Annotated in this window: 11 protein-coding genes and 1 pseudogene; all 12 read left to right on the forward strand. The window is 37.5% G+C overall.

Translation table 11 applies throughout. From position 1 onward, the window contains the following. Positions 1-9 precede the first annotated feature (9 nt). The 12 genes and pseudogenes from WG932_RS24205 (at position 10) to WG932_RS24260 (ending at position 15,033) form a co-directional block, all read left to right on the forward strand. Complete coding sequence (locus WG932_RS24205; protein ID WP_483085689.1) at positions 10-2,814, forward strand: glycosyl hydrolase; 2,805 nt, start codon at positions 10-12, stop codon at positions 2,812-2,814. A 113-nt stretch (positions 2,815-2,927) separates the two neighbouring features. Beyond that, positions 2,928-3,977 carry a GntR family transcriptional regulator gene (locus tag WG932_RS24210; protein WP_339676529.1) on the forward strand — a complete coding sequence of 350 codons (1,050 nt, stop codon included), beginning with the start codon at positions 2,928-2,930 and terminating at the stop codon, positions 3,975-3,977. Between the two features lie 127 nt (positions 3,978-4,104). Next, the gene (locus tag WG932_RS24215) at positions 4,105-5,493 is read left to right on the forward strand and encodes a purine-cytosine permease family protein (protein WP_483085690.1); all 1,389 of its coding nucleotides are present in this window, start codon (positions 4,105-4,107) and stop codon (positions 5,491-5,493) included. Then, positions 5,490-5,675, forward strand: a complete 186-nt coding sequence (locus WG932_RS24220) for a hypothetical protein (protein WP_014020344.1) — start codon at positions 5,490-5,492, stop codon at positions 5,673-5,675. The genes WG932_RS24215 and WG932_RS24220 overlap by 4 nt, the downstream gene beginning before the upstream one ends. A 160-nt stretch (positions 5,676-5,835) precedes the next feature. Beyond that, entirely contained in the window at positions 5,836-8,628 is a 2,793-nt protein-coding gene (locus WG932_RS24225; protein ID WP_483085691.1) for a hypothetical protein, read from the forward strand. A 41-nt stretch (positions 8,629-8,669) separates the two neighbouring features. Then, positions 8,670-9,830: a hypothetical protein gene (locus WG932_RS24230; RefSeq protein WP_483085692.1), complete on the forward strand. Its 1,161-nt coding sequence runs from the start codon at positions 8,670-8,672 to the stop codon at positions 9,828-9,830. 261 nt (positions 9,831-10,091) lie between these two features. Next, positions 10,092-10,694 carry an RNA polymerase sigma factor gene (locus tag WG932_RS24235; protein ID WP_014020346.1) on the forward strand — a complete coding sequence of 201 codons (603 nt, stop codon included), beginning with the start codon at positions 10,092-10,094 and terminating at the stop codon, positions 10,692-10,694. Then, on the forward strand, positions 10,669-10,902 hold the full coding sequence (locus WG932_RS24240) for a hypothetical protein (protein ID WP_014020347.1): 234 nt from the start codon (positions 10,669-10,671) through the stop codon (positions 10,900-10,902). Before WG932_RS24235 ends, WG932_RS24240 begins: the two co-directional genes overlap by 26 nt. Before the next feature lie 476 nt (positions 10,903-11,378). Beyond that, positions 11,379-12,059 (forward strand): annotated as a pseudogene (gene nth, locus WG932_RS24245) (endonuclease III); the annotation flags it as partial. Further along, the gene (locus WG932_RS24250) at positions 12,059-12,613 is read left to right on the forward strand and encodes a hypothetical protein (RefSeq protein WP_483085693.1); all 555 of its coding nucleotides are present in this window, start codon (positions 12,059-12,061) and stop codon (positions 12,611-12,613) included. The pseudogene nth and the gene WG932_RS24250, both read left to right, overlap by 1 nt. After that, on the forward strand, positions 12,603-13,862 hold the full coding sequence (locus tag WG932_RS24255; protein WP_483085694.1) for an asparagine synthetase B family protein: 1,260 nt from the start codon (positions 12,603-12,605) through the stop codon (positions 13,860-13,862). Before WG932_RS24250 ends, WG932_RS24255 begins: the two co-directional genes overlap by 11 nt. Further along, positions 13,852-15,033, forward strand: a complete 1,182-nt coding sequence (locus WG932_RS24260; RefSeq protein WP_483085695.1) for a glycosyltransferase family 4 protein — start codon at positions 13,852-13,854, stop codon at positions 15,031-15,033. Before WG932_RS24255 ends, WG932_RS24260 begins: the two co-directional genes overlap by 11 nt. Positions 15,034-15,067 lie beyond the last annotated feature (34 nt).

Here is a 15,067-nt window from a genome sequence, read left to right on the forward strand (position 1 = left end):
AATAATTTGATGTTTGATCGGATGGGTAAATATGCAAGTGCATGGCTGATGTTGTTCCCTTTTATACTCTTAGGGTGCATGTCAAGCTGCAATAAAGAAAACCAGCCTTCCGAACAGAATGTAGGCCATTGGCCCGAGGAAACCGCTACTTCTAGGCCTTGGTCCAGATGGTGGTGGATGGGAAGTGCTGTGGATAAAGAAAACCTAAATTATTTGCTAGGTGAATACAAGAAAGCAGGGATCGGAGGCTTGGAAATTGCCCCAATATATGGGGCCAAAGGCTTTGAAAACAGATTTTTAGATTACCTCTCCCCGCAGTGGACTGAAATGCTTCATTATTCCATCAAGAAGGCAGACAGTCTGGGGATGGAGATAGATTTGACGCAGGGGACAGGTTGGCCCTTTGGTGGGAAAATGGTGAGTCCGGAAATGGCAGCAAAGAAAATGTTGGTTCAGGAATATGCTTATTCAGCCAGGGATGGTGTGGATCGACCTGTTTTAATTGAGGAAGATGAAATTAAAGGGGAGGTTCATTATTTACATAGCCTCATGGCCTTTCAAGATGGGGTGAAAGCCCAAAACATTACAAAATATGTTAAAGAAGATGGTTCTGTAGATTGGGATGAAAAAGGTAAATGGAAACTGATAGCGATTTTTGAAACCCAGACCGGTCAAAAAGTAAAAAGAGCAGCCCCGGGAGGAGAAGGTTACACTTTAGATCATTTTTCGGAAAAGGCAGTGAAGCAATACTTAGGATACTTTGACAATGCTTTATCGGGGGATTTTCCAGACATCAGGGCCTTTTACAATGATAGCTTTGAGGTTTATGGAGCTGATTTCACTGAGGATTTTTTTAATTTTTTTGAAAGGAGGAGAGGTTATGACCTCAGAAATCATTTAGATCAATTAAACACTGAAGAGGGATATCGTCTAAAGTCTGATTATAGGGAAACCATCAGTGAAATGCTGTTGGAAAACTTTACCAAGCAATGGTCTATTTGGGCAAAGGGCCATGGCAAACAGACAAAAAATCAAGCTCATGGTTCCCCCGGAAATCTATTGGATCTTTATGCAGCTGTTTCCATTCCCGAAGGGGAAACCTTTGGCTCTAGCTATTTCCCGATTCCCGGAATCAGAAGAGATAGTTCAGATATTCGGAATGTGGACCCCGATCCCATTATGTTAAAATTTGCATCTTCAGCTGCTCATATAAAAGGCAATAATTTGGTGTCTACAGAGACTTTTACTTGGTTAGGTGAGCATTTTAAATCTTCCTTTTCCCAAGCTAAACCTGAGCTGGAGCAGGCGTTTCTTGCAGGTGTCAACCATATGTTTTATCATGGCATAACCTATTCACCTAAGGAAGTGGATTTTCCCGGTTGGTTATTTTATGCCTCATTAAATTTAAATACCCACAACAGTTTATGGCCTCATCTTAAAGGGTTTAATGACTATATACAAAGGGTGCAGTCTGTATTACAGGCGGGGAAGCCAGACAATGAGCTGCTGGTGTATTGGCCGGTATATGATGTGTGGGCAGATCCTGAGGGGCTAGGAAAAACACTTACTGTCCATGGGATTGATGAATGGTTGCATCCGACTCCTTTTTATAAGGCTGTCAAGTCTTTAATGGATGTGGGCTATGGTGTAGATTTTATTTCCGATGAGCTATTGAAAACCTTGCAGGTGGAGGGCAATTCCCTCACTGGGCCAAATGAAGAATTTAGATCTTCGGCCATTGTTGTACCCAAAACCAAATTCATGCCCTTGGCCACCCTAAAACAGTTAATGGACCTTTCTGAACAGGGGGCTCAAGTTATCTTTCAGGAAAAACCTTTGGATGTGCCAGGGTTTTATAAACATGCAACTAGAAGGCAAACCTTAGACAGCCTTTGGAAGCAGATCAATTTTAAACCATTTGCAAGTGGAGAGGTAGCCGACTATGGTAAAGGGCGCCTACTCTTAACAGATGAGATATCCTCGGCTCTGGCTTTTTTGGATGTCAGTCGAGAGAAGTTAACCGACATCGGTTTAAAGTTTGTCAGAAGGAAACTTGGAGAAGGCAAATATTATTACTTGGTAAATCATACAGCTAAGGAAATTAAGAGCTTTGTAGGCTTACAAACTCAAGGGAAGACAGCAGTACTAATGGATCCTGAGCAAGGAACAATTGGACGCGCTAAAACAAAATATGAACAAGGAATAACAGAAGTCGCTATATCCTTATTACCGGGACAATCAATTATTGTACATGTAACAAATCAGGAAGCTGAAAACTTACCCCTATGGAAGTATGAAACAACAACTCCTAAAGTAATTGACAAGGAGAGTAATTGGTCCTTAACTTTTAAAAGTGGAGGTCCGGTTTTACCTGCCGATGTGGAATTAGCGACTCTTAAACCTTGGACGGCTATCGAAGGCGAGGCCTACAGTGATTTTTCAGGGCAGGCGGTTTATGAAAGTGATTTTACCCTCGATAAGATTAATGGAAATGCAAAATACATATTAAGTTTAGGTGAGGTGTTGGAAAGTGCTAAGGTCTGGATCAATGAAAAGGAGGTTGGTTATGCTTTTAGTATTCCTTACCGTTTGGACATTAGTGGTTTTGTAAAGAAGGTTGAGAATAAGGTGAAAGTAGAAGTGGCAAATCTGATGGCGAATCATGTGAGATATCTCGATAAGAATGAGATTATGTGGAGAAATTATCATGAAATAAATTTTGTGAATATAGACTACCAACCATTTGATGCCTCAGGTTGGAAAGTTATGCCTTCCGGCTTATCGGGTCCCGTTCAAATAGAAATACATGATTAATAGCATCTTTTGTGTAAATTATCAATTGGAAATAAGAGTATTTAACTTTATTTAGTAAATTTATTGAACACCTCACATGAGGATTTATATTGAAAGCCTAAATAACCTGACCCATGATTGAAGTGAAGCCCTTGATTCGTCTTGATGAAAATTCCAGGATTCCCAAGTATCAGCAAATAGTTAATTCTATTATTGAGGATATTGAAAGCCGTACCTTAGTGGTGGGGGATAAAATTCCGTCTATCAATGAAATTAGCGAAGAACACTATTTGTCTAGAGATACCGTAGAGAAAGCTTACAATCAGCTTAAAACAAAAAAGATCATCCTTTCGGTAAAAGGAAAAGGTTATTATGTGGCTAAAAACATATCTACCTCCAAGATTAGGGTTTTATACCTTTTGAATAAGCTCAGCAATTACAAACTTAAAACCTACAATTCTTTCATCGATAGTTTAGGTACAGATGCACAAGTTGATTTAAATATCTATCACTGTGATCCCAAACTACTGAAGAACATTCTCACCGAAAATTTAGGTGCATATGATTATTACGTTTTGATGCCTCATTTCAAGGATAGTCAAAATAGCCATTATAACTTGGATGAAGAGGTAATGAAATGTGTAAAAGGAATCCCTTCTGACAAACTGATTATCATGGATAATCAAATCCCGGAGTTGGGTGAAAGCGTAGCTTCAATTTATCAAGATTTCAAAAATGACATTTACAATGCCCTGATTGAAGGAGTCTTTCAACTTCAACAATATGAAAAGTTGATGCTTGTTTACCCCAATGATATCCTCTACCCCTACCCGAAAGAAATATTAAAAGGGTTCAAACAATTTTGTAAGGATTTTGAATTTGATTATGAAATATTGGACAAGGTTTATCCTGAAATGGAGCTTCGTCCTAAAGATGCCTTTATAGTCATTGAAGAAAATGATTTGGTCAATTTAGTTAAGCAGGTGAGAGAACAGCTTTATGAACCGGGGAAAGAAATTGGTATCATTTCCTACAACGACACACCATTAAAAGAACTATTAGGTATCACTGTGATCTCCACTGATTTTAGACTAATGGGAGAGACTGCTGCCTATATGATCAAGAAAAATAAAAAAGAATCAGTTAAAAATGTTTTCAAATTCATCAACAGAGGATCCATATAAGGGTAGCAAATGATGAAAATGAATTACAAGTATACTTTGCAAGTCTTAATTAACCCTTAATATTATCGGATTGGCTTATCTTCCAAAGGCTCAAAGCTTACCGGGAGTGTTATGATTATCTATTTCTATGGAAAAAAACAAAAGTTTGGTAGATCGCCTCAATGCGGTCAATGAATATGAACAACAACCTATTCCCACCAATAAGCTGAAAGGCTGGAGAAACTTTTTAGGCACTTATGCAGGTGAGCATACAGCAGGAACTGAATTTGTAATAGGTCCATTATTTGTAGCACATGGTGCAAGTGCCATCGACTTGGTGACCGGACTTTTGTTTGGCAATATTTTAGCAGTATTAAGTTGGGCTTTTTTAACGGCCAAGATTGCGGTCAAAACAAGAGTAACCCTTTACTATTTATTGGAGAAGATTGCCGGTAAAAAGTTTACCTTGATTTATAACTTGGTCAATGCCGGACTTTTTTGCTTTTTAGCCGGGTCCATGATTGCTGTGGCAGCTACTGCAGTTGGGATTCCCTTTGACATGGCCATGCCACAGTTAACTGATGTATTGCCCAATAGTTTGGGGTGGGTTTTGACGGTGTTTGTAGTAGGAGCCATCACTACCTTGATTGCTATGTTTGGCTTTGATCAGGTTTCAAAATTTGCAATGGTAGCAGCTCCATGGATGATCATGGTATTCATTGCTGCCGCCTTGGCGGTATTGCCTCGGTTAGGCGTTACAGAGATAGGGTCTTTTTGGTCAGTTGCGGAAAGCACAATTTGGACAGGAGTGCCTTTGGAAGGACAAAGTAAATTTGGTTTTTGGCATATTTTATTCTTTGCTTGGTTTTGTAATATGGCCATGCATATAGGGATGGCTGATTTGTCTTTACTAAGGTATGCTAAGAAGTGGCAACAAGGATTTTCTTCTGCAACCGGAGTTTTCTTAGGGCATTTTATTGCTTGGATTGCTTCAGGGATTTTGTACTCTCTATTTTTGATCGAATCCAAAGGAAGCCTAACCTTTGCACCAGGGCCTATTGCCTATAGCGCTGTTGGTGTTGCCGGGGCAATATGTGTTGTTATCGCAGGGTGGACAACTGCTAACCCAACACTTTATAGGGCAGGCTTGGCCATACAATCTATAAATCCAAAATGGAAGACTTGGAAAGTAACTCTTTTTGTGGGTTTGTTTACGACCATAGCTGCTTGTTTTCCTGCTTTGGTCATGCGATTGCTAGAATTCGTGGCCTTGTATGGCTTGATTTTGATGCCGGTAGGGGCGGTAATATTTATAGATGTTTACATGCTTGAAAAAGTAGGATTGAAAGCAAATTATGCAGAATTCAAGGGGATATCGCTCAATTGGGCTGTGGCATTAACTTGGATCATTACTTTGTCTTTCTGTCTATTTTTAAACCTCGTGTTTGGGATTGAAATCTTCTTTTTAGGACTTCCGGGATGGTTTGTAGCAGTGTTGGTATACTTTGTGGCTAGTAAAATGAATCAAAAGAAATGAAACTATTATTGAAAATTATCTCCTTTATAGGCCTAGGTTTGAGTATCGTGCCGGCCATTCTAGTGTTTAGTGGCAGTATGCAGCCTGATACCTGTAAGCAACTGATGTTTTTGGGCACTGTATTATGGTTTCTAACAGCTCCCTCTTGGATGATAAAAAGAGGAATCGCCAAAGAAGATTGATGGTTTCAAGAGAAATTTTGAAATATTGAGTTTAAAAATAGCTGTTTGTGTAAAATTTAGTAGTATTAATTTTGATTTTTACAGAATTAAAGTTTTGATCTTAAGGGGGATTGATTAAATTGTTTAATATTTTATAATCAATTAACCAACACCTCTTCAAGTGAAATTCAGGGATTTACGCGTTTGGATTTTCATCTTTGGCATCATGCTTTTAATAGGTGCCTATTTATACCAGCATTCTCAAACAAACCAAAACCAGTTAGAGTCGCAAGGTATAAAAGCCATCTACTTGGTCAAACAAAATTTTTTGGATTCCTTTTTTAACTACCATGTGCAATTGGAAGGGTATTTTAAAAGGAACTTTTATGCCTGGGCGGCAAAAGACGGTCAAAAAGCCGCATCTCCTATGGTGGAAATGTTTGATAAGGCCCCAAAGTTTGGTGTAGAAAAAATTCATAATTTTAAAGCAGACGAAAGACCGGAGCCACAACTTTTTGCCAAAGATGGAATTGCACTTATTCATAAAGACACATCATACCGAGTAAAAGTCAAAGGTTTCAGGTTTTTTTTAAATGACAAAACAAAAGATGGAAACCTGCCAACATTGGATTTCATTTCCTTAAAGAGAAATATAGAAGAGAAGCTTCCGAACACGCTTTCTCAGGAGAAATTTTCAGGTAGAGCTTTTGAAGTAGACCATTCAGTGTCCATCAACGATTTAATGGCGGGGAATGTACAGAGTTTATTCTTTGACCGGCTTTTTATTTTGGATCAATCAGGCATGGCCATCTATCCAAAGGGGGTGGCAGGTTTGCCTGTGGTAAATGTAGATTCATTGAGCCACAAACAGACTGTAGGGGAAAGAGAATTGGGGTTGAAAATATCAGGGAACGAATACAAAGCCTTTCTCTCACCTGCAATGATTGGAAACCAGGTTTTCTATTTGCTTGGAGCCAAAGAAAAATCTCGATTTGAACGAGTTGCGCTTAAAATCAATTTTAAAATTTTGAGTGCTTTCATCACACTTTTGACCTTGATTTTTGTCTCAATTCCGGTTATTAGTATTTTTAATTTAGGAGACGGAGATGTATTGACGAAGAAGAGAGTCATGGGCCTTGGGCTTTCCTTGATCATGGTAATGGTGATATCGGGGTTCTTCTTCTTTTCCCTTTTTCAAAACTATGAAAATGAATATGCCTCAGAAAGAAATCTTCACAATGTTAAGTCTGCTTTTTATTTAGAAGTTCAGCAATTGATAAATGAACTCGAAATTTTCAAGGAAGTAATCGGTAACAATATAGAAGACACAAAACAGTCTGAAGTTGAGATTAATAATGACAAAGAAATTAATGAGTTTCTAAAATTTGATTTGGAGGGCAATATTCTCAGAATGTTGCTTCCTAAGATGGATAGTTCAAGAAACAATATTGATTTTGGAATATTCCCCTTTATCTCAATAGCCAACAGGGATTATGTTCAAAAATTGAAGGCTGTCAAAGAGGAAAAATATTTTATTAGTGCCCATTCTTCCAAATCTACAGGAGAGCTGGAAGGTGTGATAAGCAAAAAGGATAAGGGGGTTGGATTTGCTTTGACTTTTCAATTAGATGCTATTGTGCCTAAGATTAGTAAAAACCACAGGTTTTTTATTTTCAAGCCCGATGGAAAGGTTTTATTGATTAGCAAAAAAGTCAATACACCTGTCAATTATCTTCAAGATGGCATAGGGCAAGAAAAATGGCAGGAGATCAAGACGCTTATAGAAAACAATAAAAATGCCGGGGATGATAAATTGTGGAAAACCCCAATTTATGTAAATGGACATGAATACCAAGCCTTGTTGAGTCCCATTTCCTCTGAATACTTTAATACTGAAAATTGGGTACTTTATTTGGAAGATACCAACTTACAACATGCGCTTAATTCCTTGGCCTCTCTTGAAGGAATTGCAGTTTTTGTACCCTATCTTTTGGTTTTAGTTTTATTGGGTTTGCTCACGCTTGTTACCCGAAAATCAAGCATCTATCTATCCTTTGAAGATTTCTCCTTTGCTTGGTATAGTCCATCTCCGAGAAAGAGACTTCGGTTTTTATGGCTCAATACTATACTATTGCTAGACGTGATTTTGTTTATTGGAATTTATCTTTTTCTTCCATTAAGCATTTTTAAGATTTACCTATGGTCTGCATTGTTTGCCATTCAATCTGGTACTTGTAATTTTCTTCTTCTGGCGACAGTTGGAAAGGATGATGGTAAGAAAAATATCAATGCCTTTTTAGTAATGGCATGCTTGCTCTGGGTAGTTTTGGCTTCAATATTGGCTTATTTTACGTTTTTAAGTCAGGTGGGTACTCAGTATTTTATACTCACCCTATTCTTTATATTTCTAATTGCGGCGATGCAGGTATTATGCTATTACCTGTACCAAACACCTAAGTTTCCTACAGTCCGCTTTAGTAAGTGGGACAGGACCAAAACCCTATTCAAGCTGCACCGAGCTTTTACTCAGTTTTGGATAAGGTTAACAGGTGCCCCGGTAGACAAGCGTGTATTTGCCATTAACCTTCTTCTGTGGCTGATGATTGTAGGGTTTTTACCCGGTTATTTTATTCACAGGCAAATATTTAACCAAGAAAAAATTATTTGGAATTATGTAAGTGAAATGGAGGATATTACGGAACAGAATGGGGTGATGGCTGATTCACTAATACAAATGAAATTGCCTGAAGAAACCATAGATAGTCTACCACCTTTTTATATGGATTTGATTAAAATTCATGAAGAGTTTAGAAGGAATAACTTTGGAAGATTTTCTAATCAAGATGATGAATTGATAACCAATTTTATTGCAGCACCAAATCAAGCGTTGATAAAAGCATTCAACACCAAACCCAATATTTCTTCAGAGAAGTCAAACTTATGGGATGCCATTTGCTCCAACGTCTTTTTTTAATGGTTTTGTTTCTTGTGCTTATTTGGCTCTTTAAAATGATAATGGTTTTAGGGAATAAAATATATCTCATCGATTATCACTTTACCAATGCTTTCGGCTTGCTTCCCGAGGGAGTGGAAAAACAGGATAATAGCTTTGTCATTGGAGTAGACGCTGCTAAATCCAGAGATTGGGTATTGCAGCAATTTGGGTGGCAATCTGAAGAAGTGTTATTGGTGAGTCTCTCAAGAGGTGAAGAGATGGAGATGCCTGAAATAAAGCCTATTCACAAAGGAGTGATTTTAGAAAACTTTCATTGCCTGGAAGATACCAATACCTTATTGAGTACAATGATTGCTTTTCAAAAAAACTATGGAAGAAAAGGCTTGGGGCTTTTCGTAACATCCGGAAGACCCCTACAAGAGATTTTACCAAATGAAATGTCTAAACAGTCAAAGCTACTAATTACTGAAATTTTTTCGGATTACCTTTTCCAATATGTCCCTATTGACTTTGATAATCAGAAAATCACCTTACCCTTTGTTGGCGCAGAGGCTAAATTCATAGATGAGGAATCCAAAGAAAGTTATGGTCAACGAATGAGGAGTGTTTTATTCAATGATGAGAAAACACATGACTTAGCCAGAGAAATAGCCTATGGTCCCAATGCCAAAGCCATTGCATCCCTTATCACTGAGGAGATTTCAAGAGATGAGTTAGAATTGCCACTTTCTCAAGAAAGGTATGAAAAATGTGTTTTGGCTATTCAGCGACACAATAAAGCCTATTATATGAACATTTGGACAGAGTTAAGTTTAAAGGAAAGAAAGATGGTTTATAACTATGCCACAGAAGGGTTTATTAATTTTTTCAACAAGGAGACCATGACCACCTTAATTCAAAAAGGGATAGTCAAGATGAATCCGGCAATGGACCGACTTGTATTATTCTCGGAGAGTTTTAGGAATTTTGTTTGTGTGTTCATCAGTGAAGAAGAAGTGGCAAGGTTTAAGCAAGACGAAAGCAGATCCGGTAATGCTAAAATGATACAAGCAGCAGTTTTCAGCTTTGTTTTAATATGCATTGCATTAATTAGCTTCTATGACCCCAATATATTGAATGAGACTTCTGCATATATCAGTGGATTTTTAGGTTTAGTAGGGACTATCTATAGTCTCCTAGCAAAAGGCTTTGGGAAAAAAACCAGCCAGGAAAGTGAATAATTTCCTATCCTATCATTTTTGGTACTTTAATTGTTATTTTTTTAGAAACCACATAATGGTGCAATAGAGTGTTTGGTTTATTTTTTAACAAAAGATATATTCTTCTGTCTTATGATTTTTATTGTGCTATTAAATATAAAAAAGTACAAAATAATTGCGTATTCCTAAGTGATTCTATACATTTGAAAAGAAGGCAATTGATGTTTGACTATTAACTCCACAATATGGGATAAAACTCTACGTTATTTAAATATCTGTTTTATGAGTATAAGGGTAGGACCTAAAGACAGTGAATTAATTTCACAGTATAGAAATGGTAGTGAGATTGCCTTTGAAAGGTTGGTTGATAAGTACAAAACCAAAGTCTACACTACAATTTTGATGATAGTTAAGGAGCAAGGAGTTGCTGAAGATTTATTACAAGATGTATTTGTAAAAGTAGTTCAGACCCTCAATTCTGATCGTTATAATGAAGAGGGTAAATTTCAACCATGGTTGATGCGTATTGCGCATAATTTAGCTATAGATCATTTTAGAAAAATGAAACGCTATCCCATGGTGGTAATGGAGGATGGATCAAACGTATTTAATACTTTACATTTTGCCGAACAGAATGTAGAGGATGTAAAAGTAAAAGATGAGACCTATGCCTTGGTTAGGCAGTTGATTGAAGAATTACCTGAAAGCCAAAAGCAAGTGTTAATCATGAGGCATTACATGGATTTAAGCTTTCAGGAAATTGCAGAACAAACTGGAGTCAGTATAAATACTGCCCTAGGAAGGATGCGATATGCCCTTATCAATTTACGAAAGAAACTCAAACAAATAAATATTGCCTATGACCAAATCTTTTACGACAAATGACCTGATAAGGTATATTTATCAGGAAATGGAGGAAGAGGAGAACGATCAATTGATGCAAATCTTGCAGGGTGACCAACAGCTAATGCAAGAGTACATAAATTTGCTGAGCACAATTGAAAAATTAAACGTACTCTCCACCGAACCTTCCGAAAGCATTATTAACGCCATTAAGAAAAAGGCCCGGTCCAAAGGACTGGAAAAAGTTTAACACCAACAAACTTATTTTCCTGTCGTTGATTTAAACGACAGGATTTTTTTGCTAAAAAATTTCTTCTGGAAGGTCTTGATGTTCTACCTCAGAAATATTTTCTTAGCATACAATAGTTCCCACTTTTTAATTTCCCAAAGTAGAGTTAATCTCAGGAGGGAACAGACCTTGATTTGTAAATGGGTAATGGAAACACTGAAAAGTTTAGCCCTCTATTGTAAATCCCAAAGCTTAATTGTGACAACAAAGTGATCAGATTAGTTGCAGACTGACCCGATGTGTTGCTATTTTGTAACCTGAATTGGTTTTGCAAATTCTCAGTAGCTTGAGCATGCGTTATAAACCAAGATCGGCTTTACCTTAATTTATCTTTACGATTAACTATTTGGGTCTTGTTGTAGACCTGATACCTGTCCATATAGTAAACTTGAAGACAGTTGAATATTACGGGAATTAAAAGAATACAATCATGTTAAAAAAAGCGGTACAAGGCTTTTGTCGAACATTTTTCCGAAAATATGCCTGTGGCTGAAACAGAGTTGAAATTTGAGTCGACATTCCAACTGCTTATTGCTGTAGTGCTTAGTGCGCAGTGCACAGATAAAAGAATTAACATGGTAACACCTGCGCTTTTTAGGGATTTCCCAAGTCCTGAACATTTGGCAGCAAGTAATTTTGATGAATTATTTCCCTATATTAAAACAGTTTCCTACCCCAATAACAAAACCAAACATCTCTTAGGTTTAGGGAAAATGCTGGTAGAGGACTTTAATTCTGAAGTGCCGGACACGGTAAATGAACTTATAAAACTACCCGGAGTAGGAAGGAAGACAGCCAATGTAATTACCAGTGTAGTATGGAACCAACCCAATATGGCAGTAGATACGCATGTTTTCAGGGTTTCGAAAAGACTTGGTTTGGTCGCTCAAAAAGTAAAAACCCCCTTAGAAGTAGAAAAAGATTTAGTTAAACATCTTCCAAAAGAGGTCATTCATAAGGCACATCATTGGTTAATCCTACATGGTAGGTACGTTTGTCTGGCCAGAAAACCAAAATGTAATGAATGTACAATTACCGCTATTTGTAGGTATTATGAGAAAAACCGGGACAAAATAGCATTTGAGGAAGGGCTAAATAAGAAAACCTCTGTCAAATAATGTGCGGTGTTCATTTACTGGTTGATTCATCTGCAAAAGATGATGTTGCCATAACTAAGATGGTTGAAAGCTGTACCCATCGAGGACCGGACCATGCGGAGGTAATTAGGATCAGAAGAGGAATATTTCTAGCCTCCAATAGATTGAAAATTTCGGACCTGAGAGATGAAGCCAATCAGCCTATATCCAATCAGGAGCAAAACGCTTTTTTGTCGTGGAATGGGTTTTTATACAATTACCAAGACTTAAAAAATCAACTGTTGGAAGAAGGGGTTGTTTTTAAAACTCGCTCAGATGGAGAGGTTTTGTTTCATTGGTTAAAAGAGAAAGGGACAAAGGGGATTGCAGCGATTGAAGGAATGTTCGCCCTTGTTTTTGTAGATCTAAAAAGCAGTGAAATTATTTTGGCCAGAGACCCTGTGGGGATGAAATCGTTGTATTTTTATCAGGGTGAAAATAAGCTTTTGTGCTCATCTGAGGTAAATTGCCTGTTAAAGGCCGGGGGGGTAAAAAAGGTTTTGATACAGATCAAATTGTGCCTTTTTGGTATTTGAGGACATCTTTACCAACCAATTCATTTTTAAGGAAATTAAGGAGTTATTACCGGGGCAAGTATTGAAGTTTGATTTAGATGGTCAAAATATAAGCCAATTAAAAATCCCTACCCATCAGCGTTCAGGGGAAAAGGAAACAGTTCCGGATCAAACAGTATTTAAACAGCGGCTAACCGAAGCAGTCCTTACCCATTTCACTGCTGAAGTGCCTGTAGGAATGATCTTGAGTGGAGGAGCTGATAGTTCACTTTTGTATCATATTTGGTACAAGGAAACAGGTGTACCATTGCCATCCTATACCATCGGGTTTGAAATGGCAAAGGGCAAGCGTTCATCAGATGCAAAGTACGCAGCTAACTTGACCAAAACCATGGGTGGTGGGAATCAAGAAATCAAAATTGGGCCGGATTATTTTCTAGATACTTGGGAGGAATATATTGCTCAATTGGATCATCCCGTAGGAGATAGTGCGAGCTATTTAACCTGGGCCTTAGCTAAAGAAGCCAGAAAACAGGTAAAAGTACTGGTAAGTGGCGTAGGGGCTGATGAGTTATTTGCAGGCTATAATAGACACAAAGCTTTTAAAGCCTATCTAAAGCACCCTCAATTGTGGCAAAATATTTCAAGCTTGCTAAAGCATGTACCCTTGTGGTCTAGAAGCTACCAAAAGTTCTTAAAAAGCATCCATACTGACCCTTCACGAACTTTTATAAATTTTGCAGCACTTAATCCCGTTCCTGAAGAGTTGGGAATGAGTTTAAAGAAAATTTATCCTTTCGCCGGAAGGGATTTTAAAAATGCATTGGCCTATGACCAAAACCTTTATTTGGTACACGATTTGTTGAAAATTCATGACAACGCATGCATGGCTCACGGGATTGAGGGAAGAGCTCCATTTCTAGATTGGGGCTTAATAAAATTAAGTGATTCCATGAGTGAAGAGCTATTATTGAGCATTCCAGCCAAATCATGGATCAAAGAGACATTGGTAAAAGAAGGCTTGGAAACCATTGCTAATAGGGAGAAAAAAGGGTTTGGTCTCCCCATTCTTGAATGGTATATGAATCATTCGGCTTTTAGAAATAAATTGAATTCATCCGTTATCGCTTTTGGGGAAAAATATGGCAATTTTGTTGCTCAAGAATGGCAACCATTGTTTAAACATCCTGAAAAACACATTCACAACAATTATTTGCTTTTATTCAATGTGTTTTTACTTTCAGATTGGATCAATTTAAATGCTCAATGAGAATAATTTATATCCATCAATATTATCTGACCCCAGAACAAGGGGGGCAATAAGGTCCTACCACCTTTCTCAGGGATTGACGAAAGTGGGAGTGAAGGTGGAGCTGATCACTGCACACAATAAGAATCAATATATACGTAGAAAAGATGGGGAAGTGATAGTACATTACCTTCCCGTGCCTTATTTGTCAACCTACTCTACCAGACAAAGGGTCATGGCATTTTACGATTTTTATAAAAAAGCTAAAAGGTTAATCAATGAGTTAGCTAAACCTGATTTGTTTTATATTTCCTCTACTCCGTTGACCACTGGCTGGATTGGGGTTTGGGCGAAAAAGAAATATGGAATACCTTATGTTTTTGAGGTAAGGGACCTATGGCCTGAAGCACCTGTCCAGGTTTTAAAGATCAATAATCCTTTCATAAGGAAGTTTTTGTATAAAATGGAGGCAGGCATTTATAGAGAAGCAGATAATATTGTGGCCTTATCTCCAGGAATTCAACATTATATCAAGGATTTGTTTCCGGATAAAAAGATAGCCCTTATACCCAATTTTTCAAACAATGAATTTTTTAATCCAAATCAAAAAAAATGGAATGGAAGGGATTTTGATAAACAGCCCTTGCGAATATCGTATGCAGGAGCAATTGGTAAAGTCAATGGCTTGGACAACTTTTTGGAGTTGGCGTTTGTAGCCCAATCTTTAGGTAAGAAATGGAGGTTTGAATTAATGGGTAGCGGAAATGCACTGAGTGAATTAAAAATGAAGGTTTCAAGTTTAAAGCTGTCCAATGTAATTTTTGTGCCTTTTGGAGATAAAAATGCAGTTAAAGCGCAGTTGGATAAAGCAGACTTTGCTTATATTTCCTTCCTTCCATTAAAAGTCTTGGAAAATAGTAGTCCGAATAAATTTTTTGATGCTTTGGCAATGGGTTTACCTGTGATCGTTAACTTTAAAGGCTGGATTTATGACCTTATTGAAATAGAAAAAATAGGCCTTTTCCATCCTGTAGAGGATCATGAATTGTTGGTTGAAAATATCGAACATTTAAGGAAAAATTTAGACCAATACTATCAGATGAGTCGCAATTCGCGGAGAATTGCTGAGACTAAATTTGACAAAAATTTTGTTCAAGAAAAGCTTCATGCTTTTTTGGGCTTAAAAAAATAAAAATACGGACATGAATAAGTTATTTTCTTTCCTT

This window comes from Cyclobacterium sp. SOCE241 (assembly GCF_056867545.1).